The 26,540-nt window shown below is 73.5% G+C and carries 16 protein-coding genes; 9 read left to right on the plus strand and 7 right to left on the minus strand.

Annotation, left to right across the window (positions count from 1 at the left end):
• Positions 1-309 precede the first annotated feature (309 nt).
• Positions 310-1,425: a sulfite oxidase gene (locus ACFUJR_RS25120; RefSeq protein WP_383169458.1), complete on the plus strand. Its 1,116-nt coding sequence runs from the start codon at positions 310-312 to the stop codon at positions 1,423-1,425.
• Positions 1,426-1,443: 18 nt separating this feature from the next.
• Here the strand turns inward: ACFUJR_RS25120 and ACFUJR_RS25125 are convergent, their stop codons facing one another.
• From ACFUJR_RS25125 to ACFUJR_RS25135, 3 genes are read right to left on the minus strand one after another with little or no spacing between them, the layout of a single operon-like run.
• Positions 1,444-5,358 carry a hypothetical protein gene (locus ACFUJR_RS25125; RefSeq protein WP_383169456.1) on the minus strand — a complete coding sequence of 1,305 codons (3,915 nt, stop codon included), beginning with the start codon at positions 5,356-5,358 and terminating at the stop codon, positions 1,444-1,446.
• A 6-nt stretch (positions 5,359-5,364) separates the two neighbouring features.
• The gene (locus ACFUJR_RS25130) at positions 5,365-9,855 is read right to left on the minus strand and encodes an NACHT domain-containing protein (protein WP_383169454.1); all 4,491 of its coding nucleotides are present in this window, start codon (positions 9,853-9,855) and stop codon (positions 5,365-5,367) included.
• A gap of 1 nt (position 9,856) precedes the next feature.
• Positions 9,857-10,285, minus strand: coding sequence for a trypco2 family protein (locus ACFUJR_RS25135; RefSeq protein WP_383169452.1), 429 nt, complete (start codon positions 10,283-10,285; stop codon positions 9,857-9,859).
• 554 nt (positions 10,286-10,839) lie between these two features.
• Here ACFUJR_RS25135 and rsgA point away from each other — a divergent pair.
• A complete protein-coding gene (gene rsgA, locus ACFUJR_RS25140; protein ID WP_383169450.1) occupies positions 10,840-12,021 on the plus strand; it encodes a ribosome small subunit-dependent GTPase A in 1,182 nt (393 codons plus the stop codon).
• A gap of 563 nt (positions 12,022-12,584) precedes the next feature.
• Complete coding sequence (locus tag ACFUJR_RS25145; RefSeq protein ID WP_383169447.1) at positions 12,585-13,988, plus strand: AlkA N-terminal domain-containing protein; 1,404 nt, start codon at positions 12,585-12,587, stop codon at positions 13,986-13,988.
• Positions 13,989-14,438: 450 nt separating this feature from the next.
• On the opposite strand, the gene ACFUJR_RS25150 is transcribed toward ACFUJR_RS25145, so the two are convergent.
• From ACFUJR_RS25150 to ACFUJR_RS25160, 3 genes are all read right to left on the minus strand, one after another.
• Positions 14,439-14,849, minus strand: a complete 411-nt coding sequence (locus ACFUJR_RS25150; RefSeq protein ID WP_383169445.1) for a PPOX class F420-dependent oxidoreductase — start codon at positions 14,847-14,849, stop codon at positions 14,439-14,441.
• Positions 14,850-14,935: 86 nt separating this feature from the next.
• Positions 14,936-15,418 carry a DUF456 domain-containing protein gene (locus ACFUJR_RS25155; protein ID WP_383169443.1) on the minus strand — a complete coding sequence of 161 codons (483 nt, stop codon included), beginning with the start codon at positions 15,416-15,418 and terminating at the stop codon, positions 14,936-14,938.
• Positions 15,419-15,662: 244 nt separating this feature from the next.
• Positions 15,663-16,646 (minus strand): helix-turn-helix domain-containing protein, encoded by a 984-nt coding sequence (locus ACFUJR_RS25160; protein ID WP_383169440.1) that lies wholly within the window; start codon positions 16,644-16,646, stop codon positions 15,663-15,665.
• Between the two features lie 232 nt (positions 16,647-16,878).
• On the opposite strand from ACFUJR_RS25160, the gene ACFUJR_RS25165 reads away from it, so the two are divergent.
• From ACFUJR_RS25165 to ACFUJR_RS25175, 3 genes are all read left to right on the plus strand, one after another.
• On the plus strand, positions 16,879-20,640 hold the full coding sequence (locus ACFUJR_RS25165) for a S8 family serine peptidase (RefSeq protein WP_383169437.1): 3,762 nt from the start codon (positions 16,879-16,881) through the stop codon (positions 20,638-20,640).
• Positions 20,641-20,747: 107 nt separating this feature from the next.
• Positions 20,748-22,211 carry a protein phosphatase 2C domain-containing protein gene (locus ACFUJR_RS25170; RefSeq protein WP_383169435.1) on the plus strand — a complete coding sequence of 488 codons (1,464 nt, stop codon included), beginning with the start codon at positions 20,748-20,750 and terminating at the stop codon, positions 22,209-22,211.
• Between the two features lie 27 nt (positions 22,212-22,238).
• Positions 22,239-23,981: a pyruvate dehydrogenase gene (locus ACFUJR_RS25175; RefSeq protein ID WP_383169433.1), complete on the plus strand. Its 1,743-nt coding sequence runs from the start codon at positions 22,239-22,241 to the stop codon at positions 23,979-23,981.
• Positions 23,982-24,033: 52 nt separating this feature from the next.
• On the opposite strand, the gene ACFUJR_RS25180 is transcribed toward ACFUJR_RS25175, so the two are convergent.
• The gene (locus ACFUJR_RS25180) at positions 24,034-24,612 is read right to left on the minus strand and encodes a TetR/AcrR family transcriptional regulator (protein ID WP_383169431.1); all 579 of its coding nucleotides are present in this window, start codon (positions 24,610-24,612) and stop codon (positions 24,034-24,036) included.
• Positions 24,613-24,704: 92 nt separating this feature from the next.
• Here ACFUJR_RS25180 and ACFUJR_RS25185 point away from each other — a divergent pair, with 92 nt between their 5' ends.
• From ACFUJR_RS25185 to ACFUJR_RS25195, 3 genes are all read left to right on the plus strand, one after another.
• Entirely contained in the window at positions 24,705-25,151 is a 447-nt protein-coding gene (locus ACFUJR_RS25185; protein ID WP_383169429.1) for an anthrone oxygenase family protein, read from the plus strand.
• 89 nt (positions 25,152-25,240) lie between these two features.
• Complete coding sequence (locus ACFUJR_RS25190) at positions 25,241-25,975, plus strand: translation initiation factor IF-2 (protein WP_383169427.1); 735 nt, start codon at positions 25,241-25,243, stop codon at positions 25,973-25,975.
• 185 nt (positions 25,976-26,160) lie between these two features.
• On the plus strand, positions 26,161-26,540 hold a 380-nt coding region (locus ACFUJR_RS25195; RefSeq protein ID WP_383450733.1), incomplete at its 3' end, for an ATP-binding protein.

Consider the following 26,540-nt stretch of genomic DNA (forward strand, 5'->3'; position numbering starts at 1 on the left):
GGCCTCCCACCGGGACCGCCCCGCACGGGGCCCGACCGGGACCGCCCCGCACCCGGGCCCCCGCCGGGACCACCCCGCACGGGGCCCCCGCCGGGACCACCCGGCACCGGGACCACCCGGCACCGGGCCCCGCGGGGACCACCCGCACGGGGCCCGACCGGGACCACCCCGCACGGGGCCCCCGCCGGGACCACCCGGCACCGGGACCGCCCCGCACCCGGGCCACCCGGGCCCCCGCCGGGACCGCCCCGCACCGGGTCCCGCCGGGACCGCGGCATCGGGCCCACGCCCCACGGAGGTGTCGGCGTCATGACCGCATCGGCTGTTCCCCGAGGGCCCGGCGCGACCGCCTGGGCCCCCGAGACGGTGACCACCGAGCCGTACAACGCCCAGACGCCGATGGCCGCGCTGGCCGACCCGGTGACGCCCGCCGACGCCCTCTTCGTACGGGACCACTTCGGCGTCCCGCCCACGGAGACCGCCCACTGGCGGCTCCACGTCGACGGCGCCGTGACCTCGCCGCTCACCCTCGACTACGAGGACCTCATCGCCCTCGGCCGCCCCGGCCGACGCGAGTTCGACGTCGTCCTGGAGTGCGCGGGCAACGGACGGGCCCTGATGAACCCGCGCCCGCCAGGGCTGCCATGGGGCCAGGGGGCCGTCGGCTGCGCCCGGTTCGCGGGCGTGCCGTTCCACCGCGTCGCCGAGCGGGCCGGCGTCGACCCGGCGACCGTCGAGTTCGTCTTCGCCGGAGCCGACACCGGCAGCGTCCACGGGCACCGCACGACCTTCGAGCGCGCGCTCCCGCTCGCCGAGGCGCTCCACCCCGACACCCTCCTCGCCACGCACATGAACGGCGAACCGCTCACGCCCGAGCACGGCGCCCCCGTGCGGCTCGTGGTCCCCGGCCGGTACGCGGTCGCCGACGTGAAGTGGCTGGTCGGTGCGCGAGCCGGGACCGAACCCTTCGCCGGCGTCTTCCAGACCGACGAGTACGTCTACGTCGCCTCGGACGGCACCCCCGACGGGCCTGTCACGGCCATCCGCGTCAAGTCGCTCATCACCACGCCCGAACCGGACGAGGCGCTGCGCCGCGGCACGCAGACCGTCGTACGCGGCAGGGCCTGGTCGGGTGCGGGCCGGTCGGTGGGCCGGGTCGAGGTCCGGGCCGAGGACGAGGACGGCACCGGCCCGGGGGAGGGCGCCCCGGACGCCGAGTGGCACGACGCCGAACTCGAGCCGCCCACCGGGCCGTACGCCTGGACGGGCTGGTCGTACCGGTGGACACCGCGCCGCCCCGGCCGGTGCCGACTGCTGGCCCGCGCGACCGACTCCCACGGCGCCACCCAGCCCGACCGCGCCCCGTGGAACGCCCAGGGCTACGGCTGCAACCCGGTGGCCACGGTCGAGGTGGTCGTGGTCTGAGGCCTCCCGGCCCCGGCGTCATGCGCCGCACGGCGGATCGTAGGGCAGGGCGGGCGACACGAACTCCTTCCAGACGTCGGGGGTCATGGCCGAGCGCGTCGACGCGCACAGCAGTGTGCGGGCCGTTGCCGGATCGGTCTGCCAGAGCCGTACGGTGCCCTCCTGGCCTCCGGTCACCAGCACTCCACCGCGCGGGCTGTACCGCAGGGCCCGTACCGCGTAGGTGTGCCCTGTGAGGGGGACTCCGTACGCGCTGGCGCGCGCGGGATCCGAGGTGTCCCAGAGCCTGACATGACCGATGTCGTTGCCGCTCGCCAGCATCGTGCCGTCCGGGGAGAAGCCGACGCTCCACCCGGCGCCGCCGGTCAGCAGCGGTGTGCCGACGGCTTTCGGGGCGGACGGCCGTGACACGTCCCAGAGCCTGACGCGGCTGTCGGCACCGGCGGTCGCGACCAGGGGGGAGCGTGGATGGGTGTCGAGGGAGACGACCACCTGCGCGCCGAGCGGCCGGCCGGCCATGGCGGGGGCGGTTCCCCCTCCCGTACGCCAGACCCGTACGTCGCCGTATGCCTCCGAAGCGTAGAGGCGGCCCGAGGCGGTGGCGAGGCCCCTGATCGCCATCTGTTCCCGGTCCAGCTCGCCACCGAGCGCGGCGGGGCGGGCCGGATCGGCCACGTTCCACGCGCGGACGCCACCCGTGGATCCGCCGTCGAGGCTCATCGACGCCGCGAACAACGTCTTCCCGTCGGCGCCGAAGGCCAGGGCGGACACCGGTCTCCTCTGCCCCGCAAGAGCTGTGCCGATCTCCGCCGGACGCGCGGGCGCCGAGAGATCCCACAGGCGGACGTCGCCGCTCGAGTCCCCGGTGGCCAGCACGTTCCTCAGGGGCGAGTCACCGGGCACGGTCGAGAAGGCCAGCGTGTTCACCCCGCCCCGGAACCGGACGAGTCCACCGATGTAGACCAGGCGCGTCGGGTCGGAGAGATCGAACAGGCTGACGTACACGCCCGAAGCCACGGCGAGCACCGTCCCGTCGCCGTTCAGTGCCACCGCGTCGGCGGGCTGCCCGCCGCCCAGCACGGCCAGGCCCGTGGGCAGCCGCCACAGACGCACCCTGCCGTCCCCGCCGCCGCTCACGAGTGTGCGGCCGGTGGCGTCGAAGGCCAGATGAGCGACGATCGTCGAGTGCGCGCGCAGGGTCGGGAGGATCGTCCTGGCCTGTGTGGGCGTTCCCATGTTCCAGACGTTGATGTTGCCCGCGTTGTCCCCGGTGGCGAGCATGTGACCGCGCGGGCTGAACGCGATCGAGCCGACCGTCGAGTTGAGGAACAGGGTGCCGCTCAGCCTCGGCCTCCGCGGGTCGGACACGTCCCAGATCCGAACCCTCCCGTCACCGCCCGCCGTGACGAGAACCGGAGCGACGGGACTGAACACCGCCCGGTTGACGATGACCGAGTGCTCGCCGAGTTCCCCGCCGAGCGCTGTGGGACGTGCCGGGTCCGACACGTCCCAGAGCCGCGCGAGCAGTCTGCGGTCGCTTCCGGGGCGACCGGTGCCGCCGGTGACGGCGAGGGTACGGCCGTCATGGCTGAAGGCGGCGGACATCAGGGACTGCTTCTGGACGGACACCACCGTGCTCACCGTCCGTGGCCGTCTCGGGTCGCTGACGTCGAGCAGGTGCACGGTGCCGCTCGTCGTGTCGCCGCCCGTGACGGAGGTGACGACGGCCAGGGTCCGGGCGTCCGGGCTGAACTGCAGGCTCGCCACCAAGCCCTGAGCGAGATCGGAAAAACGCGACAGCGTCACCGGGCGACTGGGCGCGGACACGTCCAGGAGCTGGACGGACCCGTCCCCGCCGCCCCGCGCGAGCAGGTCGCCCTTTGCGTTGTACGCGAGCGCCGACGCGTGGATTCCCTTGCCCGCGCCGGGTTCGTCGGCCAGGGGCAGGGGGCGGGCAGCGTCCTTGGTGTCCCAGAACCGCAAAGACTGGCCGCCGGTGGCCAGTCGTCCCGCCGCCGGGTCGAAGGCCACCGGCGGGGCCGTGCCGAAATCGCCCGGCAGCGTGGTGGGAAGCACCGACGTCGCCGCCGTCGTCAGCCGCGTCCGCAGCCGGTCCGTCGGCCGCATCCCGTGGGCGACGAGGTCGAGTTGCGCGGCCAGCGCGCCGTTGGTGTCCCGCTGGCGGTCGGCCTCGGCACTGACCCGGTCGAAGATGGCGTTGTCACGCTGCTCGACGGCCCGACGGCTCTGCTGAAACGCCACCACCGCCGCCACCAGGGCCAGCACCGCGAACAGGGAGACGGCGGACATGGCCCCGCGGCGGAACCTGACGCCGCGCCGCTCATGGCGCTCCGAAGCGGAGAGGAAGTCCCGGACCAGAGGCGTCAGGTCGTCGGGCCCCGCGTCCGCGGCCCAGCCGCGGGCCAGTTCCAGCCGCGCGCCCCCGTACAGCACCGACACGTCCTTGCGACCGCCGCGCTCCCAGGTCACGGCGGCCTCCTGCACCTCCTGCCTCACCACCTCACCGCTCCTGCCCGAGCCGATCCAGTCACGGCGCAGCCGCGGCCACGCCCACAGCAGCGCCTCGTGCGTGACCTCGACGGTGACGGTTCCGTCCTGCCGGTCCACGCCCTGGGTGAGCAGACGGGCGCGGGTGAACCGCTCCGCGATGTCCGGAACCGCCTCCGGGTCGGCGGCGGCGAGCAGCAGATCGGCCCGGGTCCGGCGGCGGCGAGTCACCTCGACGTTGTCGCCGATCCTGACGAGGTCCAGGAACATCGACCGTGCGGCGCGCTGCGCGGCGGGGCTCAGCTTCCCGAACTCCTCCTCGGCGGTGGCCGACACGGCGCCGTCGATGCCGCCGGTGTCGCGGTAGCTGTCCACGGTGAGCGCGTCGCCCCTGCGTTCCAGCCAGGTTGCTCGCAGCGCGTGCGCGAGGAGGGGCAGCCGGCCCGCCTCGTACGCGCCCTCGTCCCGCGGTGTCGTGCCGCGCAGATCGCGCAGGACGGTGTCCACGAACTCGGGCGTGACGGTCAGCCGGTCGCGCTCGGCCGGGCTGGTCACCGCCCGGCGGACCTCGTCCTCGCTCATGGGTCCGACGATGACCTGACGTTCCAGCAGGGCGTCGCGCAGATGCGGGAAGGCGCTGCACGCGCCGTAGAAGTCCGCGCGCACGCCGTAGACGGTGAGGGCCATGGGCGGCTCGTCGCCGGACGGCGTCCCGGAGCCGGTGAGGCCGGCGAGCACGTCGAGGAACCGGCGGCGGGCCGACGCGTCCCGGCAGAGGGTGAAGACCTCCTCCAGCTGGTCGACGACGAGCACGACCCGGCGGTCCGGGCGCAGGTCGAGCCGCTCGCGTACGAAGGCGGCGAGGCGTCCGGAACCGGCCTCCATCGCCTCGGCGACGACAGCCGGTTCCACCCCCGTGAGCCTGGCCAGACCCGAGACGAGCGCCGCGAGCGGCTCGGCCGTGGGGGTCAGCAGCAGCTGCGGCCAGTGCCGCGACCCCGGCAGCCGGCCCTGGGCGAGGCCCGGCAGCACTCCGGCCCTGAGCAGCGAGGACTTGCCCGCGCCGGAGGGTGCGACGACGGCCAGCGGGCGGTGGTCGGCCACACTCAGCTCCAGCCGCTCCATGACCCGGTGGACCAGGGCCTCCCGGCCGAAGAACCGTTCTGCCTCGTCCGTGTCGAACGAGCGGAGGCCGGGGTAGGGACAGTCGTCGCCCTCGGAGGGCGTCGTGGTCCTCGATGTGCGCCGGCCGCCGGAGTGGTAGTGCTCGTGGTGATGCTCGTTCACGGCGCCGTGGACGACGACCATGTCCCGGGCGGCCTGGTACAGCGCACCGCGCTCGTTGGCCCACGCGTACAGCTCGTCCGCGAAGCCCCGCGCGACCGCGTCCCGTGCCGCGTCCTGCGGTTCCTGATGGGAGGTCATGTCGACCTAGTGTGCATCAACGTCGTTTGCTGAAAGGTGAGTTGATTGTGAATCCCCGGTGTGCATGAGTCGCGGGGCCACGGGCAGGGCGATGGTCGCGACAGGAGCGGTGGCCGTTCGTTCCGGCCGGCGGAGCGCCGCGAGCGCCTCGGTCACGCCGATGATCTCCGCCAGTTCGCGCATTTCGGCCTGGTCTCCGCGGGCGGAAGCCAACCGTGCCAGATGCCCGGCGGCGCGCCGGTCCCCGGCACGCACCATGTCCTGGAGTTCGTCGCGGCGGTCGTGCCGGGCGAGGACGTCGGCAAGGCGACCGGCCGCGGCGATGTCGCCGGCTCCCCCCCGCGAGCGGAGCAGGGCGACCGCCTCGGACGGTTGTCCGTCCGACTCGAGGAGCGCGGCGAGGCGTTCGGTGGCCTGGTCGTCCCCGGCCTCCGACCGGGCACGCAGCTCGTCCAGGAGGCGGTGCTCGGCAAGCAGGTCCACCAGGTGGGAGGTGGCGTCCTTGTCCCCGGCTTCCGCGCGTCCGGTGAGGATCTCGACCGCGGACTCGGCGTGGCCTCCGGCGAGCAGCTGGGCCGCCAGGCGACGTGCGGCGTGTCGGTCGCCGCGTGCCGTCAGGGAGCGAAGCACCGGCAGCGCTTCGTCCTCCTGCCCCTGGCGCGCCAGTCGTCCCGTCCACGCGTCCAGTGCCTCGGACACCCCCTTGGCGGACAGGTCGCGGAGCCCGTCCATGTCGTCCCGCGCCGCCAGTAGCGCCACCAGCGGGCCGGACTCCCGGTGGTGCCTGTGCAGGCGAAGGGCGAACCGCAGGTGGGGATCGCCGCCGCCGGGACGCTCGTGTGCCCTCCCCTGGGCCACAAGGAGGGCAACCCAGGAGTTGCCGAACACCGACGGCCGGCGATCACGGTTCGCCTCGGCGCGGAGCCCGTCGAGGTCGCCATGACGGGTGAGCAGTTCCGCGAGCCGGACAGCTGCCGCGTAACCGCCGTAGTACTGGCCGTGTGACCAGGCTTGCAGGTCCTCCCGACGGTCGTTCTCCAGGAGGAAGTCCGCGTACTCCTCGATCGTCCGCTTCTCGTACGGCGAGCTGCTCCGGTACCGCGCCCTGGACGGGTAGTGGCGCTCACGGGGATCCTCGAGTCCGCCCGCGACAGCCAGGAGGTGTACCACGTGACGCAACGGGGGACCGCTCAGGCCGCCGGCGAGGCTCCGGAGCTCGGGCAGGCGGTGCTCGGCCGCCAGCCGCTCGGCTCGCAGCAGGAGCACCTCGGGATCCTCGGGTATGCCCAGTAGGCGACGGAGCTCCCCGGCCTCCTCGGTGCGACCGGCCTCGTGGAGCAGATGGACCGCGCGCAGACCGCACTGTCGCTCATGCCGGGCGCACTCCTCGGCCTCCTGCTTGCGCGCGGCACGCGCGAGCTGGGCCCGGCGGGACATCAGGTGGCGGGGCGGCCGCTGGGTGCGCGGCCCCGGCTCCGCGGCGGGCCGGGGGCGGAGCAGCGTCACGGCGGCGTCGACATCCCCCTGGGCGGCGAGGTGCTCGGCCAGCTCGGCGCCCGCCACCCGGTCGCCCGCGTCGGCCCGGTGCCGCAGCTCCGCCCATCGGCCGCGGGCCGCCAGGGTGGTCGCGAGCAGCTCCCGGGCCGCGGCGTTGCCGCGGTCGGCCCACCGGATCAGCTCGTCCCTCGGACCGCACGCGGCGAGCACCCTCACCAGCCGGGTTGCGGCGGCATGGTCACCCGCGTTCGCCCGGGCCCGCAGTTCGTCGACGCGCCCCTGAAAGGCGAGCAGGGCGGCCAGGTGGACGGCGGCCTGCACGTCGCCGCCGTCGGCCCGGCGGGTCAGTACCTCGTTCAGGGCCTGGCGCGCGAGGTGGTCCTGAAGCAGCACATGGCGGAACTGGCGAGCAGAGCCGGCCAGACGCATCGTGCCGAGCCGGTGAGAACGGACGAGGAAGCGCTCCAGACGCCAGGGCAGCCGGCCACGGCAGGCCAGCAGGACATGGGAACCGCGGTAGACGAACCATCTCCAGCCCCCGGCCCACAGGGTGGTGACCACGCCGAAGGCGCACGCCGTGAGCAGCCCCGCGCCGACGGGCGACAGCGGGTCCACGGCACCGCTCAGATGCACGCCCCCCGCCATGATCAGGCCGGCGAGCGCGCCGTGGCACACGCCCAGCAGCAGGGGCCGGCCGAGTGGCGGCCGCCTGCCGTCCGGTCTCGACCTGCTGGGCCACGGCGGCACGAACGCCGTCATCACGGCGCAGAGCAGCCCCGCCACGTACTGGAGACGTCCATCGATGAGGATCGCAGCGATCGGGAGGCCCCAGAGCGCACCGACCGCGGCGCGCGGACCGGGGGCGGCGGACAGTCTGGACGGCCGCCGAGAGGGGTCTCCCCCTATCCACGCCAGGCGTGGCAGCCCGTGTATCAGGGCGATGAACCAAGCGCACAGCGCGAAGAGAAGAAGACCCAGTCCGCCCACCCGGGGCCGGCGGAACGCCGGGGAGAGTCCCATGGACTGGGCGACATCGACGGAGGCGCCGATCATGACGAGCAGCGCCAGGAGAACGGGAAGGGCCCAGGGCATGTCCCACCGGGCGAACAGGTTCCCGTACCGTGCCCACGGAACCGGATCGAGTCGGCGCCAGGAGTAGTCCCGGGTGCGCGCCGCGGACATCGCGTGGGCAAGGGTCCGCAGCCAGCGGGCCGCGCGCTCGGCGTTGCGGTCGGCGGCACCGTCCGGTGCACCAAGGGCGGTACCGGGGCCGGTATCCGCACCGTAGACGGTCGTCACATAGGTCGTCATGAGAGTGCCGACGACGCTTTCGCGGTCCCGCAGGGCCAGGAGTTCGGCCGGGTCGGTGCCCGGGGACAGGTATGCGGCGCGGGCGAGCCAGACCATCAGGGGTGAGGACAACACGGTCGCGAGCATGCCGTCCGCTTCGGCCCGCAGGTGCTCGAACACCGGTTGCCAGCGGGCCCGCGCCGGTGCCGGGTGCCCCAGGAAGGCGATGGCGTCCTCGGTGGCGACGGGCTCGAGTTCCACCACGGCGGATCGGGACAGGACGGTTCCGCTGCGCGCGACCAGGCGTTCGTACGCGCCGCTGCGGCAGGTGAGCACGATCGGCAGCTGTGCGGCGACGTGCCGGTCGATCTGCCGGAGCGCTTCGGCCTGCGACAGCGGGGCGAGTTCGTCAAGACCGTCAAGCACCGGCAGCAGGCGGCCTCCGGCCAGCAGACGCTCGGCCGGGCCGGCTTCGGCGCGCCCCTTCGGGCGCAGGAACGGATGCTCTTCCCGGAGCCTGCGCACCAGGAATTCCTTCAGGCTCTCGCGGGACGGCTGCCAGGCGTTGATCGCCAGCAGAACGGGGACCGGATCGTCCGGGGCGGGATGCTCCAGCAGGCCGAGGGTGAGGAGGGCCGCCAGGACACTCTTGCCTCCGCCGGCGTCTCCCAGCACGACCATCTGGCGCCGGGGCAGCGACCTGAAGAGGTCGGCGGCCGTGTCGCCGTCGCCGGTGAGCGGGGTACTGCGCCAGTCGCCGGGGCTCCCGAGGACGACCTGGCGATCCGCCGCGACCGGCCGCCGGGTCGAGGACCACCGCACCCGAAGCGGCAGCGGCCGCCGCACGCCGCGAGCCGCCATCTCCTCGGCCCACTGGCGGCGTACCCGTTCCGCGATCCGGGCGAGAGCGGCCGCGTCGTCCCCGGCGCCGAGGGTTCCGGGGAACGGGGAGGCGAGAGCGGGTACGGGACCCACCTCGCCCGGCCGTACCACTTCGTCCCGGCGCGGCGCCGTCGAACCGGTACGGGTGCTGACTTCTTCCACCTGGGCGGTGGTGCCAGGGTGTCCGTGCCTGATGACGAGGCGGGCGAAGCCCGGCAGGTTCAGGGCCTCGTGGATGGGGACGGCGTGCAGGCGGCGCCAGTCCATGGTCCGGTCGTCCTCGACCGCCACCCCGACGAGCCGGCCGTGGCAGAAGACAGCCGAGCCGGACGCGCCCGCCCACGGCCGCTCCCCCTGGCGACCGCGGGCCGGCCAGTCGCGGGAGTTCAGCACCCAGCCGGGCCGGGACGTGGAGACGACCGGCAGATCTCCTTCCAGGTCTTCGACATGCGCGGCGCTTTCGGAATCGGCGGCGAAGGCGGGGAAGCCGGCCCCCTTGAACGGGATCCGGGCGACGCCGCCGGGCCGGCCCCAGCGCACCGGCCCCCCGCCGGCCGGCACCGGTGTGTCGAGCCACAGCAGCGCAACGTCCAGGGCGTCCTCGGGCGGGATGCCGTGGAGGGTGTCCGGCCAGCACACCTCCGCCCGCCTTCGCACGAACTCCCCGAAGCGTGGGTGCCCCACCCGCGCTTCCACGCGCTCAGCCCATCGCCCTTCGGGCAGCACGACGTGCAGGGCCGTCAGAACGAGCTGCGGCCCTACGAGGTAGCCGGAGCCGATGCCGTCCGGGCCGCCGGTGCGGACCAGGACCAGCCGCTGCGGATCCACGTCACGCCTCCCGCTCCCAGGGCCGCAGCAGCTCACCGTCCTGGGAAGGGCCCGAGGTGTCGTTCAGCGACATGTCCTCCGGGGACCTCTGCGCGGTGTCGCTGTCCGGGGCGTCGAGACCGTTCGCGGCACGCCGGATCCTGGCCCGCTCGCCGCCCAGGGCTTCGTCACGGACCTGGAGCGTGAGCGTCAGCGTCTGCCGCCGCGTGCTGCCCAGCCCACCACCGGCCTCCCCGCCGACCATGGCGCCGAGCGCGCCGACATCGACCTTCACCTTGCCGTTGCCGTCGCGTCGGAATTCCACCTCCACCGTGAGTTCGGCCTGCTCCACCTCGAACCGGAACTGCTCTCCCGCTCCCTCGTCCTGCGCCGCGTACAGTTCCCGCCGCAGCTCGCGAAGCGCCTCGGTCAGTGAAATCCCCGTGCCCATGCTTCCCCCTCGACCTCGCCCGTCCAGCCCCACGCCTCGACCGGACAGTCTCTCCCAACCGCCCCGCCCTCCGCAGCCGTTCACCGCACGTCAGACACGTATCAACGCACCTTCCCACGCCGCGAGTTCGCAGGCCCGAACGCCCCGGGCACACCCCCTGACACTCGCCCCGCCCGCTCGAGCAGCGCAACCTCGCGGTCGGCGTCCGGGCCACGCCGCGTTCCGGGTCGACGGTCCGCGCCCCCACACCGCCGCCGCCCGGTCGGTCCCCTGCCGGGGCCGTGCGGGCGAGGCCCCGATTATTCGGTGGTGCCGTGCCCTGGGGCGGGGCTATGGTTCTGCTCGTCCGAAGGCGCGACCGTGTGTCGTCGCCGAGGGCATGGTGTCGGTTCGTTGAGAAGAAGCAGGAGGTGAGGACATTGATGACTGTCATGGTGACGGGCGCTGCCCGCATTCAGGAGTTCATCGTTTCCACCCCTGTGGTCTCCGGCTGACACCCACTCGACTTACGCGCGCAGAGCGCGCCGCCGGGGCCACCCTTCGAAGGGTCCCCCTTGTTCAACGCTTCGCTCAACACCTCTTCCCCTTCTGATGCTCAGCACGTCCTCGCCGCCTACGGCTGGGACGAGGGCTGGGAAGCGGAGTTCGCTCCGTACGCCGCACGGGGTCTGGTCCCCGGCCGGGTCGTACGGGTCGACCGCGGCCAGTGCGACGTCGCCACCCCCGCCGGCGTCATCCGGGCCGACACCGAGTTCGTCGTTCCCCGCGATCCGATGAAGGTCGTGTGCACGGGGGACTGGGTCGCCGTCGACCCCGAAGGCGCTGATCCGCGGTACGCGCGCACGATCCTGCCCCGCCGTACGGCCTTCGTGCGGTCGACGTCGTCCAAGCGGTCCGAAGGCCAGGTGCTGGCCACCAACATCGACCACATCGTCATCTGCGTGTCGCTCGCGGTCGAACTCGACCTCGGGCGGATCGAGCGGTTCCTCGCGCTCGCGATGTCCAGTTCGAGCGGTGACGCGCTGCTGCGTACGTCGGCGGACTCCTGGGAGTCCGGCGCCCAACCGCTCGTGGTGCTCAGCAAGGCCGATCTCGTACCCGATCCGGCCGGTCTCTCGTACCTCGTCGAGGACGTGGCGACCGTGGCGCCGGGGGTGCAGGTGCTTCCTGTCAGCTCGGCGACCGGCGAGGGGCTCGACGTGCTCCGCGCGGTCGTGTCGGGCGGTACGAGCGTGCTGCTCGGGGTCTCCGGCGCCGGGAAGTCCACGCTCGCCAACACGCTCCTCGGCGAGGACGTGATGACCGTCCAGGCGGCCCGTGACGTGGACGGCAAAGGCCGCCACACCACGACCACCCGCAACCTGCTCGTGCTGCCCGGGGGCGGAGTGCTCATCGACACCCCCGGTCTGCGCGGCGTCGGGCTCTGGGACGCCGGGACCGGCGTCGGCCAGGTCTTCTCGGAGATCGAGGCCCTGGCCGAGGAGTGCCGGTTCCACGACTGCGCCCACGAGGCGGAGCCGGGCTGCGCCGTGACGGCGGCGGTGGACGACGGCACCCTGTCCGTGCGCCGCCTGGAGAGCTACCGCAAGCTCCTGCGCGAGAACCAGCGCATCGTCGCCAAGACGGACGCCCGCGTGCGCGCCGAGATGCTCAAGGACTGGAAGCGCAAGGGCGCGGAGGGCCGCGCGGCAATGCAGGCGAAGCGCGGCGCCGACGCCCGGCGCACAGCCCGGTAGCGGGCCCGGGTCCCCGCCTGCCGGGCCGGCCGCCCCGCCGCCGGCCCGACCGCCGGCGCCCCGCCGCCCTTCAGCCTGACGGTCCACGGGGCCTGACGGTCCACGGGGCCCGACTGTCCACGGGGCCCGACGGTCCACGGGGCCTGACGGCCGACGGGGTCTGACGGTTCACGGGGCCTGACGGCCGACGGGGTCTGACGGCCGACGGGACCCGACGACCCCGGCAGTCCACCGGACCTGACGGCCGACGGGGTCTGACGGTTCACGGGGTCTGGCGGTCCACGGGGCCTGACGGTCCACGGGGCCCGACTGTCCACGGGGCCCGACGGTCCAGGGGGTCTGACGGTCCACGGGACCCGGCGGTCCACAGGGCCCGACGACCTGCCGGTCCGACGGTCGGAACCGCTGGGCCGTGGGGCCGCTCGCCGCGAGGCGGCGGCGCTTGCGGGCCTGGCCGGGCAGGTCGGGGGCGGCCCCGGTGGTCCGGCCCGGCGGGGCCGGCCCCGAGCGTGGTGTCCGAAAGCCGCCAGACGCGGGCGTCACGCTCCCGCACACTGGGAGGCGTGAGGGATCAGGAATCCGGTAGCGCCGTCGGCGAGGACACCCGGTACGAGGCGGTCAGCAGCAGGGACGCGCGGTTCGACGGGGCGTTCTTCTTCGCCGTCGAGACGACCGGCATCTACTGCCGGCCGAGTTGCCCCGCCGTCACCCCCAAGCGGAAGAACGTCACGTTCTTCCCCACCGCCGCCGCCGCCCAAGGCCACGGATTCCGCGCCTGTCGGCGCTGTCGGCCGGACGCCGTGCCCGGTTCCGCCGAGTGGAACGTCCGCGCCGACGTCGTCGGACGCGCCATGCGGCTGATCGGAGACGGCGTCGTCGACCGCGAAGGCGTCCCCGGCCTCGCCGGACGCCTCGGCTACAGCCCCCGCCAGGTGCAGCGCCAGCTCACCGCCGAACTCGGTGCGGGCCCCGTCGCCCTCGCCCGCGCCCAGCGCGCCCACACCGCCCGGCTGCTCCTGCAGACCACCGGGCTGCCCATCACCGAGATCGCCTTCGCGTCCGGCTTCGCCAGCGTGCGCCAGTTCAACGACACGATCCGCCGCATCTACGCCCGTACCCCCACCGAGCTGCGCGCCGAGTCCGGTACCGGTGCCGGGCCCCGCACCGCGCTCGCCGCCGGCGTGCCGCTGCGGCTCGCCCACCGGGGCCCTTACGCCGCCCGCGAGGTCTTCGACCTGCTCGCCGCCGAGGCCCTCCCCGGCGTCGAGGAGGTGGTCGGCGACCCCGGCGCCCGTACCTACCGCCGCACGCTCCGCCTCCCGTACGGCACCGGCATCGTCTCCGTCGACGAGCGCGCCGCCGGGCCCTGGCTGGAGGCCCGGATCCACCTCACCGATCTCCGCGACCTGACCACCGCCGTCCAGCGGCTGCGCCGTCTCCTCGACCTGGACGCCGACCCCTACGCCGTCGCCGAGCGCCTCGGCGCCGACCCGGTCCTCGCCGAGCGGGTCGCCGCCCGCCCCGGCCTGCGGTCGCCGGGCGCGGCCGACCCGGAGGAGTTCGCCCTCCGGACCGTCCTCGGCCCCGACGAGGCGGCGCGACTGGCCCCGGCCCTGGGCACCCCCCTGGAGAACGCCTGCGGCGCCCTCACCCACCTCTTCCCCGAGCCCGCCGCGCTCACTGGCCACCCTCAGGCCGGCCCGCTGGCCAGAGCGCTCGCCACCGGGGCCGTACGCCTCGATCCGGGCGCCGACCGCGACGAGGCCGAGCGCGCTCTGCGCGCCGTCCCCGGTGTGACCCCCACCCACGCGGCCGTGATCCGTGAGCGGGCCCTCGGCGACCCCGACGTGGACCCCGATGTGGACCCCGAGGCGGACGCGGACGCCCCGTCCCGCTCCGAGGCCTGGCGGCCCTGGCGGTCGTACGCACACCAGTACCGCAAGCTCGCACCCCTGCCGTCACGATGAACCGAAGCCGTGATCGACACAGACCTGCTCGGACCCGACGACCGTGACGCCTGGGAGCGTCTCTTCCGCGCCTCCATCGACTTCTACGGCCGCGGCCGAGCCCGGCGCCCTGTACGAGCGCGCCTCGCAGGCATTCCAGGACGGCACGCGGGTGCACGCGTGTGCGGCACGGCTCGGCAGGCGGCACATCTCGACGGACGTCTCGTCGGCTTCACCCGCTTCCACCCACTTCCTCGTCCACCCCGGCACCTCGGGGCCGGACGTCTGCTGCCTCCAGGACCTGTTCACCGACCCCGACGCGCGCTGCCGGGGCGTGGCGCGCGCCCTGGACGCGGCGGTGACCGAGTGGGCCGAGGAGAGCAGGGCCCCGACCGGTCTACCGGAACACGCAGGCATCCCACACCACCGCCCGGCGGCTCTACGACGAGGTCGTCCGCGACACCGGCTTCATCACGTACCAGATCGATCTTCCGAAGCGTCCGTGGCCTCCGCAAGACCCCAGCTGTGGATCCGGCGGGGGTGGATCCGGATGACCTCCTCGCTGAAGTGCGGGCCGAGTCCGTGCGGCCCCACCCGCAGCTCGGCCACGCCCCGGATCTCCACCCCGCGCACCCGCCACGGACGGACGCTCGCGAGATCGTCGACGACCAGCGCCACCCTGGGGTTGGCGCTGAGGTTGCGCCACTTCTTCGAGCGGCCCATCGCGAGCCCGCCGACCAGGACCGTGCCGTCCTCCTGGGGGAAGAAGCCGACCGGATTGGCCTGTGGCTGACCCGCGGGGTCGACCGTGGCCATGCGGCCGAGGCGCTGCGTGCGGAGATAGGCGAGTTCGGTGACGCTGAATCCCTCGAAATCCCTCATACGGTCAGCATCGCCCCCGGCCTCCGGGCGGCGCATCGGCGATCCGGCCGACCGCCCCACGGGCCCGTGGACCCAGGGCCTCGGCCTCAGCCCCAGATCACCGCGCCGGCCCACGCGCCGACGATCAGCAGACAGGCGAACATCTCCACGAGGATGCTGGTCCCGGCCGCCCGCATGACGGTCCTCGTGGACGCCCAGGCCTGGCCGTGACCGCCCAGGCGGAGCCGTTCGCAGAGGTAGATCCCGCCGATGAAACCGGGGACGGCGCCGATCACGGGGATCAGGAAGAACCCGAGGAACGCGCCGACCCCGGCGTACGTCACCATCCGCCGGGTGATGCCGACGCCCCGGATCCGGCGCTGCGGCAGGAGCCACACCACCACCTGGGTGAGCAGGAGCAGCGCGGTCGAGGCGACGAGCAGGAGCCAGGCGAGGCCGCTCTGCTCGTGCAGCGCCCACCAGAGCATGGCCGCCCACACCAGCCACGGCCCCGGCACGCCAGGAGCCAGTACCCCGAACAGGCCGAGCAGCATCACCATCGCGACGAGCAACAGCTGCCACACACCCATCTGCCCAGCGTGCAGGACCGATGATCTCCGCGCAGGTCGCGGGGTACGTACGGGGGCCCGGCGGCCGCCCGCCCGGGCTCCCGCAGCGGTGGCGGCCCGGCACCCCCGCCGGGAGTCCGCCGGCGGCGCACGTACGGACTCCGGGCCCGCGGCCCGCCCCCGCGCACCGGCCCCCCGCCGTCCGGCCCCGCGCTCCCCACTCCCGCCGCCCGGCCCCCGCCCCGGCCCGCCTCCGGGCCGTGGCCTATCTGCGGGCCACCCATCCCTTCTCGTACGCGTGCCAGCCCAGCTGGAGTCGCGTCGTCACGCCCGACAGCTCCATCAAGCCCTTCACCCGGCGCTGCACCGTACGCAGACCCAGGTCCAGCTGCTTGGCCACGCTCGCGTCCGTCATGCCGGCCAGGAGCAGCGAGAGGATCTCCAGGTCCGTCACGTCCGGACCCGGCACCTCCGTCTCCCTGATCTGCGCGCCCGCCCCGAGCCGCAGTGGCAGCGCGTCGCGCCAGACCGCCTCGAAGAGGCCCATCAGCGACTCCAGGAGCCCGCTCGCATGCACCACGAGCGCCGCGGGCTCCGCCCCGCGGCCCGTCAGCGGGACCATCGCCAGGGCACGGTCCGCGACCACCAGCTTGGTGGGGACCCGGTCGACCACCCGGATCTGCTCCTCACGGCCGAGCGCGGCCGACAGCTCGACGATCCCCGACGGCAGGCTCAGCACCTCCCGCTCGATGACCACCCGGTAGGACACGCCCCGACCCGCCGCCAGCTCCTCCGCGTCGTTCTCCATCCCGGAGACCGCGATGGGCTTGCCCGTCACCAGCGCGCAGACCTCGTCGGTCGCGCCCAGCTGGAGCTGGAGGAAGCGGTGGGTGACGGCGCTCGCGCCGGTCACCACCTCCACCAGGTCGTGGACGGCCGGCTCCGACGCCTCCGCCCGGTACTCCTCCGCGAGCAGCGCCGCCGCAAGCTCGGCCTGCTCCAACTCGTGCCGCTGCTGCGTCAGCAGCGCGCCCAGGGCCACCCCCGGAGGGGCCGCGACCCACCGCCCGGTCCGGGCCGAGGACTGCGCCGCCAGGCCCTGCGACTCCAGGCGCCGCAGCGCCCGCTCGGTGTCCGTCTCGGGCAGGGCGAGCCGGTGCGCCAGGTCCGCGACCTCCGCAGCCCCCAGCGCGACGAGCGCGCGGTACGCCGACTCCTGCCGTTCGTCGAGACCTATCGCTCCCAGCATCGATGCCCACCCCTCGCCAGGACGTCCTGGGACGTCCTGGACATTCCCAGGACGTTCACCGGACGCATCCGTTCCGTTGGTGCTCTGGCGGAAATCGGCCACGACGTATTCCCGCCGCGCACATCATCCCTGCACCACCCTCACCTCTGCCAATGTGGCGGCACCGCAGCACCAACAGCCTCCGGGCCCGGGGCTTTTGCCTGTCTTGGTCCGGATTCAGATGGGGAGAGCGATGCGCCCGATTTCGCGTACGGCCCTGGGGGCGGCGACCGCCGCCGTCCTGGCCGTCACCGCGGTCGCGCCGTCCACGGCCGCCGCGCCGCAGGACGACACGACCGGCAATCGACCGCTGGTCGGCAGCGAGGCCCAGGCCCGCGCCGGGGAGCGGGCCGCCACCGTCACGCTGGTCACCGGCGACCGCGTGGTCGTCACCCGTGACGCGGCCGGGAACCCGGCCGCCGCCGCGCTGCCCCGCGAGGACGGGACGGTGCCCTTCGTCCAGACGCGTCGGTCGGGCCCTGACCTGTACGTCTACCCCGAGGGCGCCACCGCCGCCCTCGCCGCGGGCCGCGTCGACGAGGAGCTCTTCAACGTCACCGGGCTGGTCCGGCAGGGGTACGACGACGCCGGCACCGCCTCGCTTCCCCTGATCGCGGTCTACGGCTCCGACCTCGCCCGCTCCGTCCCGGCCGCCCCGCGCGGAGCCCGGCGCGGCCAGGTCCTCAAGGCCGTCGACGGCGTCGCGCTCAAGGCGGACAAGAAGCAGGCCTCCGCCTTCTGGGCGGACGTGAACACCCCCGCCGCCCGGTCCGCCTCCGGTCTGAAGAAGCTCTGGCTCGACCGCAAGGTTCAGGCCACCCTGGAGCGCTCGACGAAGCAGGTCCACGCACCCGAGGCCTGGGCCGCCGGCCTCGACGGCAAGGGCACCACGGTCGCCGTCCTCGACACCGGCGCCGACGTCGACCACCCCGACCTCAAGGGCAGGGTCATCGCCTCGGAGAACTTCACCGACTCCGACAGCGCCGACGACCGCCAGGGCCACGGCACCCACACGATCTCCACCGTCGGCGGCTCCGGCGCGGCGAGCGGCGGCAGGAAGAAGGGCGTCGCGCCCGGCGCGGACCTCCTCAACGGCAAGGTCCTGAACGACTCCGGCTCCGGCGCCACCTCCTGGATCATCGCCGGCATGGAGTGGGCCGTCGCCCAGGGCGCCGACGTCGTGTCCATGAGCCTCGGCAACCCCGCCGAGACCGACTGCACCGACCCCATGAGCATCGCCGCCGAGGAACTCGCCCAGAACGAGGGCACGTTGTTCGTCGTCGCCGCCGGGAACAGTGGCCCCTCGCTCAACACGGTCTCCTCGCCGGGCTGCGCGCCGAGCGTCCTCACCGTCGGCGCCACCGACCGCGACGACTCCACCGCGTACTTCTCCAGCCGCGGCCCGACGACGCTCGGCCACACCCTCAAGCCGGAGATAGCGGCCCCGGGCGTCGGTATCTCCGCCGCCGCCGCGGGCGGCCGGGGCGTGTACGCCTACCAGGCCATGTCCGGTACGTCGATGGCCACCCCGCACGTCGCGGGCGCCGCCGCCATCGTCAAGCAGCGCCACCCCGACTGGACGGCCCAGCAGATCAAGGCCGCGCTCGTCTCCTCCGCCGAGAACGCCGTCCCCGGCGACGTACGCGAGGTCGGCGGCGGCCGGCTCGACGTCAAGGCCGCGGTCGACCAGACGGTCCTCGGCGCCGACGCCGTCCAGGGCGGCACCTTCAACTGGCCCCAGGACGCCGACGACCGCACCGCGGTCTCCGTCCCGTACACGAACACCTCCGGCACGGCCGTCACCCTGACGCTCGCCGTCGAGAGGGTCACCGGCAACGACGGCTCGCGCGTACGGTCCTCCGTCGCCCGGCTCGGCAAGCGCACCGTCACCGTCCCGGCCGGCGCGACGGTCGAGGTCCCGCTCCGTCTGGACCCGACCGCCCACCTGGAGCGCGCCCAGTACGGCGACATCACGGGCCGGGTCGTCGCCACGGGCCCCGGCGGCGTCCACGTCTCGACGCCGTTCTCGCTCTACGTCCAGCCCGAGACCGTCACCCTGCGGGTCAAGCTGATCGACCGTCAGGGCAAGCCAGCCGGCGGCGCCTCGTCCCTCGACCTCATCGGCACCGACACCGCGAGCGGCGAACGCCGCTTCAACGAGGGCGTCACCGACCAGGTCTTCCAGGTCCGCCCCGGCAGCTACTTCCTCACCTCCTTCGTCACCACCCCCGACGCCGGCGAGGGCGCCACGCTGAACGACTCGCTCAGCTACCTGGCCCGCCCGCAGATCGAGGTCAGGAAGGACACCACCGTCGTCCTCGACGCGCGCAAGGCCCACAAGCTCTCGGTGAGGACCGACAAGCCCGGTGAACAGCGCGGCACCACCCTGGCGTTCGCCCGCTCCTGGGACGACACCTGGATGCACTCCGGCTCGGCCGCCGGTACGCGCTCGATCCTCGGCTACTACGCCTCGGTCGAAGGCCGCGCCGACGAGGGCGACTTCGAGTTCGGCAGCTACTGGCGCACCGCCGCCCCGCAGATCGCCGAGCTGAGGACGGGCGACGGCACCGTCCTGCACCCGGTCACCGGCTCCCTGGGCTCCGACAACCTCGACGGCACCGGTTCCGCCCGGCTCGTCGACGCGGGCAGCGGAACCCCGGAAGAGCTGAAGGCGGCCGGCGCCCAGGGCCGCGTGGCCCTGGTCCGCTTCCCGGACACCTCCGCCAACGCGACCACGGTCGCCCGGAACGCCAAGGCCGAGGGGGCCGTCGCGGTCCTCGCGTACCGCACCTCGACCGCCCGCTGGTATCCGACCGCGGGCTTCACCGGAGCGGGGTTCCCGGTCCTCGCCGTCGACAACGCCGAGGCCGCCGCGCTGCTCACGAAGCTCTCCGCCGGCGAGGTCACCCTCTCCTGGAAGGCCACGGCGAAGAGTCCGTACCTCTACAACCTCGCCTTCCCCGAGACCGGTTCGATCCGCGACGACAGGACCTACCGGGTCCGCGACGGTCGGCTGGGCCGCACAGAGTCCACCTACGGCTCGATGGGCGTGGCCACCGACTTCATCGACAGCGCGGCCGCCTACCGTCCGAACGGAACGGCCGTCCACTTCGGCGCCATCGAGCCGGTCCCGGCCCCCGGCACCCGGACGGAGTACTACACGCCCGGGGACACCGAGTGGGACCAGGTGCTGTCCTCCAGCTTCCCCTTCGGCGAGTTCATGATCGGGGCCAAGCACGCCTACAGGGCGGGGGAGAGGCGCACCGAGCGCTGGTACGACGGCGTCGTCGCCCCGACCGCACCGCAGGACGCGTCCGGTGAGCCCGTCCTCGTCGCCGAACGCCAGGGCGACCTGATCGGCTTCGCCGACTCCCCGTGGGGCGACGGCACCCACTACTCCCAGCCCGGATCCTTCGGCGACATCGGCAACCTCCGGTTGAGCAGGAACGGGGAGCTGCTCGGAGCGACCGGATGGCCGTTCGGGGTCTTCGAAGTTCCGTCCGAGCGCGGTGCGTACACGCTCGAACAGAACACCATGAAGATCGGCAGCAAGGTGTGGGACCGCTCCACATCCGTCAACTCGGTGTGGGAATTCACCTCCCAGGCCGACGAGAGCGTCTACTCTCAAGGCATCCCGATTCTCTTCCCCCGGTACACCCTTCCGGAGGACGGACTCAAGACCCTCGCCGCGACCGACGGCCAGAAGATCGGCCTCACCGCGACGGGTCATGCGGGCTACCAGGCGGCCGCGCTCACCTCGGCCGGGCTCTCGTTTTCCTACGACGGAGGCGCGACCTGGACGGAGGCGCAGGTCTCGCGGCAGGACGGCGCCTGGACCGCGACCGTGAACCACGCGGGCGCGGCCGGGAAGCCGGTCACCCTGAAGTCCGAACTGACGGATGCCAACGGCAACTCCGTCACCCAGACCGTGGTCCGCGCTTACGACGTGCGCTGATCACGCCGGTCCGCCGGGCGTCCTTCCCGTGGGGGGTGGGGTCGTCCGGCGGACCCCTTTTTCCTCATGTCCCGTTTCTGGCGGCCTGTGCGGTGGACAATAAGGGCATGACTCAGCAGGGGGACAACTGGTGGGACAAGCTCTACGACGAGTCGGCGCCGGACACGGCACCGACCACGACGGGCGACACGCTCGACGACCGCTTCGACTCCGCGTCGCAGGCGACGACGGAGCTTCCGACCGCGGCGCTTCCGCCCACGGAGCTTCCGGCGACGTCGCCCCCGGCTTCGGAACTCCCGACGACGCCGCCCCGGACGGGGGACGGCACGCCGAGCCCGGCGGCCCTGCCGCCCCGGGCCCCCTGGGAGCCGCTCGACGACCCCCGCTCCACCCCTGAACCGCACTCCTTCGGGACACCCCCGCACCGACCCCCGGCGCCGGACGCGGCTCCGGACCCGAGGGCGGACCCGAGGGCGGACCCGAGGGCGGACCCGACGCCGGACGCCCCAGCGCCCGCCCCGCCCGCGGCGGACGCCGTCCCCGTGCCCCGTCCCCGTACCGCCCACATCGGCAACCGCCCGCCCACCTACGAGGCCGAGCCCACCGCTCTCCCCGAGGCCCGGCCCGGAGAGCTGGGCGAACTGGTCGCCGACACCGTCCTCGACGGCGCGCGCTACGGCTCGTACACCTTGCGCGCCGCCTCGCAGCGCGGCGACTCCGCCCGCTACCGCGGCGAACCCCGCAGGGACGCCCTGCTCACCGCACGGTTCGGCCAGGAGGACGCCGCGCTCGTCCTGGTCGCCGTGGCGAGCGGCGCCCGCGCCGCCGAGGCCGCCCATCTCGCCGCGGCCGACGCCTGCCGCTGGATCGGCGAGGCCGTCGGCCGCAGCCATGTCCGGCTGTCCGAGGACATCCGCTCCGGCCGTCGCGGCGATCTGAAGTCGGGACTCCACCGGCTCACCGACCGTACCTACGGCAAGCTGCGGGCCCGCGCGGCCGAACTGGGCGTGGGGACGGAGGAGTACACGGCGGGCCTGCGCTGCCTGTTGCTCTCCGCCGACCCCGCCTGCCGCACGCGCGTGTTCTTCGGCATCGGCGCGGGCGGCCTCTTCCGCCTCCGCGACGGCGCCTGGCAGGACATCGAGCCCCTGCTCCCGGAGCCCGCCGCGCTCGCCGGCGCGCCCGTCGTCGGCTTCGGCTCACCTCCCGCGGAGACGGCGGAGGGCGACCGCGAGACCATGAGACTCGGCGTCACCGGCCCCCCGGGCGCCCCCTGCACCGAGGGCCCTGCGCCGGTCCCCGGTTGGGGCGACCCCGCCACCGACGCGCTCGCGCCGCCTGCCGAACCGTTCCGCTTCCGCGCCTCCGTCGCCCGTCCCGGTGACACCCTCCTCCTCGCCTCGAACGGTCTCGCCGAACCGATGCGCGGCGAGCCGGCCCTCGCCCAGGCGCTCGCGGAGCGCTGGGCGGCCCCCGAGCCGCCCGGGCTCGCGGCCTTCCTGGCCGACACACAGCTCCGGGTGAAGGGCTACGCCGACGACCGTACGGGCGTGGCCGTCTGGGAGGCGTAACGGTCCGCCCCATGGGTTGATGGACCCATGGCCAAGCAGAACGTCGCAGAACAGTTCGTCGACATCCTCGTCCGGGCGGGTGTCCGGCGGCTGTACGGAGTCGTCGGCGACAGCCTGAACCCCGTCGTCGACGCCATCCGCCGTACGCCCGACATCGACTGGATCCAGGTCCGGCACGAGGAGACCGCCGCCTTCGCCGCGGGAGCCGAGGCGCAGATCACCGGCCGGCTGGCGGCGTGCGCGGGCTCCTGTGGTCCGGGCAACCTGCACCTGATCAACGGCCTGTACGACGCGCACCGCTCGATGGCCCCGGTCCTGGCACTCGCCTCGCACATCCCCTCCAGCGAGATCGGCCTCGGCTACTTCCAGGAGACCCACCCGGACCGGCTCTTCTCCGAGTGCAGCCACTACAGCGAGCTGATCTCCAACCCCCGACAGATGCCACGGCTGCTCCAGACGGCCATTCAGCACGCCATCGGGCAGGGCGGGGTCAGCGTCGTGTCGCTGCCCGGCGACATCGCCTCCGAACCGGCCCCGGACAAGACGTGGGAGACCGCGCTCGTCACCTCCCGGCCCACCGTCCGTCCGAGTGACGCCGAGATCGCCGCCCTGGCCCGGATGATCGACGAGGCCGAACGGGTGACACTGTTCTGCGGCAGTGGTACGGCCGGGGCGCACGCCGAGGTGATGCAGTTCGCCGAGCGGGTGAAGGCGCCCGTCGGGCACGCCCTGCGCGGCAAGGAGTGGATCCAGTACGACAACCCGTTCGACGTCGGGATGAGCGGGCTGCTGGGCTACGGGGCGGCCTACGAGGCCACCCACGAGTGCGATCTGCTGATCCTGCTCGGCACGGACTTCCCGTACAACGCCTTCCTGCCGGACGACGTCAGGATCGTCCAGGTGGACGTCAGGCCCGAGCGGCTCGGCCGCCGCTCCAAGCTCGACCTGGCGGTCTGGGGCGACGTCCGGGAGACGCTGAGCTGCCTCACCCCGCGTGTACGGGCGAAGTCGGACCGCCGCTTCCTGGACAAGATGCTCAAGAGGCACGCCGGCGCGCTCGAAGGCGTCGTCAAGGCGTACACCCGCAAGGTCGAGAAGCACGTGCCGATCCACCCGGAGTACGTCGCCTCCGTGCTCGACGAACTGGCCGACGACGACGCGGTGTTCACCGTGGACACGGGCATGTGCAACGTCTGGGCCGCGCGCTACATCTCGCCCAACGGCCGTCGCCGGATCATCGGTTCCTTCTCGCACGGCTCGATGGCGAACGCCCTGCCGCAGGCCATCGGCGCGCAGTTCACGGACCGGGACCGTCAGGTGATCTCGATGTCCGGCGACGGTGGGTTCTCGATGCTGATGGGGGACTTCCTCACCCTGGTCCAGTACGACCTGCCGGTGAAGATCGTGCTGTTCGACAACTCCTCGCTGTCCATGGTCGAGCTGGAGATGCTGGTCGCCGGCCTTCCGTCGTACGGCACCACCAACCACAACCCCGACTTCGCCGCCGTCGCCCGCGCGGCGGGCGCCTACGGCGTCCGCGTGGAGAAGCCCAAACACCTCGCGGGCGCCCTCAAGGACGCCTTCCGGCACAAGGGTCCGGCGCTCGTCGACATCGTGACCGACCCCAACGCGCTCTCGATCCCCCCGAAGATCAGCCGCGAGATGGTCTCCGGCTTCGCCCTCTCGGCGAGCAAGATCGTCCTGGACGGCGGGGTGGGCCGTATGCTCCAGATGGCCCGCTCCAACCTGCGGAACGTCCCCCGGCCCTGAAGCGTGCCGCGAACGTCCCACCTGCCCCGAGGCGCCTGGGGGCCACGCCACGTCAGACCACGGCGAGCCTGTCCACCAGCAGCTCCACCCTGTGCCCGGCGTCCTCCGGCGGCAGGCGGCCGGCCTGGGTCAGGGTCGCCAGCCCGTGCAGGGAGGCCCAGAACACCTCGGTGAACAGCCCCGGACGGACGCCGTCCCCGGCGACCTCACGGAGGCTCTCGAGGAGGGCGGCGAAGGCGTCCTTCAGAGGCTCCGGGGTGTCCTCCCTCGCGAACGCCAGGCCGCCGTCGAGCTGGAACATGGCGTCGTAGACCGCCGGGTTGCGCTCGGCGAAGTCGAGGTAGGCGCGGGCGAGCGCGGTGACCCGGGAGCGCGGACCGTCCGCGGCGGAGGTCGCGGCCCGCAACGCCGCGGCCATCTCGGCGGCGCCCTCCAGGGCGACGGCGCCGATGATCTCGCGCTTGCCGCGGAAGTGACTGTAGAGAACCGGCTGGCTGTACTCGATGCGCTCGGCCAGCAGCCGGGTGGTGACCGCGTCCCAGCCCTGCTGCTCGGCGAGTTCACGGGCCGTCGCCACGATGAGGCGTTCGCGGGCCGCCCGTTCGCGCTCCTTGCGTTCCTGTACCGACATGGATCGATTCTAGCACCGCTAGACAATCGAGCGGCAGCAGCGCTAGCGTCGCATCGACATCTAGCGACGCTAGATTCCCAGGAGGGGTCGTCATGCTCAACGCACTCGAGGTCTGCACCACCGTGGTCGTCGGCGTGATGGTGGGGGTGGAGTTCTCCGTCGCCTTCGTCGTCAACCCGATCCTCGACGCCCTCCCGGAGGACAGCGGCCAGCTCGGCCGCTCCCACGGGGGCCGGATGCTCGGCGCCGTGATGCCGGTCTGGTACGTCACCTCGCTCGTCCTCGTCGCGGCCTGGGCCGCCGCCGCGTGGAGCCACCCCGGCACCGGCCTCGTCGTCACCGCCGGCGCGCTGCTGATCCTCAGCGTGGTCATGTCGATCCTGCTGCTCGTCCCCATCAACAACCGGGGCAAGACCTGGACCCCCGACACCCGGCCCGCCGACTGGAAGGAGCAGATGAAGCGCTGGGACCGTTTCCACCACGTCCGCGTCGCCGTCATCATCGCCGCCTTCGTCCTGCTGGTCGCCGCCCTCGCCTGAGCCCGCGCCAAGCCCCCTTGCAACCACCCACGCCGATATGAGTATGTGAGCGGGTGCCCGCCGGAGGGCGGGGCCGGGAAGGTGATCGCATGCGCCGACTACTGCTGCTCGCACCGCTGTCGCTGTTCATCGCCGGCTGCGGATCGATGCAGACCTCCGAGGGCGACGCGGCCGACGCCGCACGGGACGTGGCGCAGAAGGCCGGCGAGCGGCTCCACGGTCAGCGTCCGCGTACGGCGGAGGAGGTCGGGCGTTCCGCTTCCGGCCTCGACGGGGTGGACGTACTCAAGGTGACGGGCACCTCGACCCACGACGGGGACGGCGTCGACCTCGTCGTCCGCACCTCCGGCTCGGCGTACAACCCGCGGTTCGACCTTGAGCAGATCACCGTGCTGCGCTGCTTCGCGATCCGGGTGTCGCCGAGGTCGGAGTGGCGTGAGGAGCCCCGTGAGGTGGACTGCCCCGACGGCCCGCCCCTCACCTTCGCCCCGCCACCGGAACCGCCCCGGCTGCCGTACGAGGAACTGCGCGCGAAGCTCCCCCGGGTGCCGGAGAACGGCCGGGCGGACGAGGCCGAGGTGCGCCGTGGACTCGCCGGCCTGGACCTGGATCCCGCGATCCGTACCGAGGTGAGGGCCGAAGGCGACCGGGTCGGCGTTCTCCTGTCGGTCAAGGGCAACGGCTTCGACGCACAGGACTGTGTTCTCGCCCGCGTGAGCCCCGGCGCCACCGAGGTGTGGGTGCCGTCCCGGATCCAGCGGATGCCCGGGGAGGGCGGCTGCTCCGTCGCCAACGCCCTTGACCCGCTGCCGCCCCCGCACTGAACGGGTCCCGGCGGGCCGACCCCGGCTGCCGACGGACGGAGTGGTCGCGCATGCCGGTGACTTCCCCACCACCGACGCCGCGGACTTCCGCGACAGCTGCCCTCGATGAATGCGGGCCGGTGGGTGGGGCATGCATCTCCGTGAACCTGTTCGAGGAGTTGTGTACCGACATGTGGGTGGGGGTTATGGCCGGGGAGGCGCGACAGCCGACTCAACTGCTGCGAAAGGTGGGGTGTGAGGATCTCACCGCGGTGCCGGAGGTGCGCCATGCGTTACGCAGGATGCTGCGGACCTGGGGCGGGCCCGGCGCCTCCGACGTCGCGGAGCTCCTCACCAGCGAACTCGTCACCAACGCGCTGATCCACACCGATCACGGCGCCGTGGTCACCGCGACCGTCGTCCCCGACAGCCTCCGGGTCGAGGTGCGGGACTTCGTCTCCGGGACCCCCGAGCCGCGCGTGCCGATCGCCGACGACGGTACGAACGGCAGGGGGCTGGTGCTGGTCCAGGAGCTGGCCGACTCCTGGGGTGTGGAGGCCCACGGCGTGGGCAAGGTGGTGTGGTT

Origin of the sequence: Streptomyces sp. NPDC057271 (assembly GCF_042668715.1) — a bacterium.
Lineage (GTDB): Bacteria > Actinomycetota > Actinomycetes > Streptomycetales > Streptomycetaceae > Streptomyces.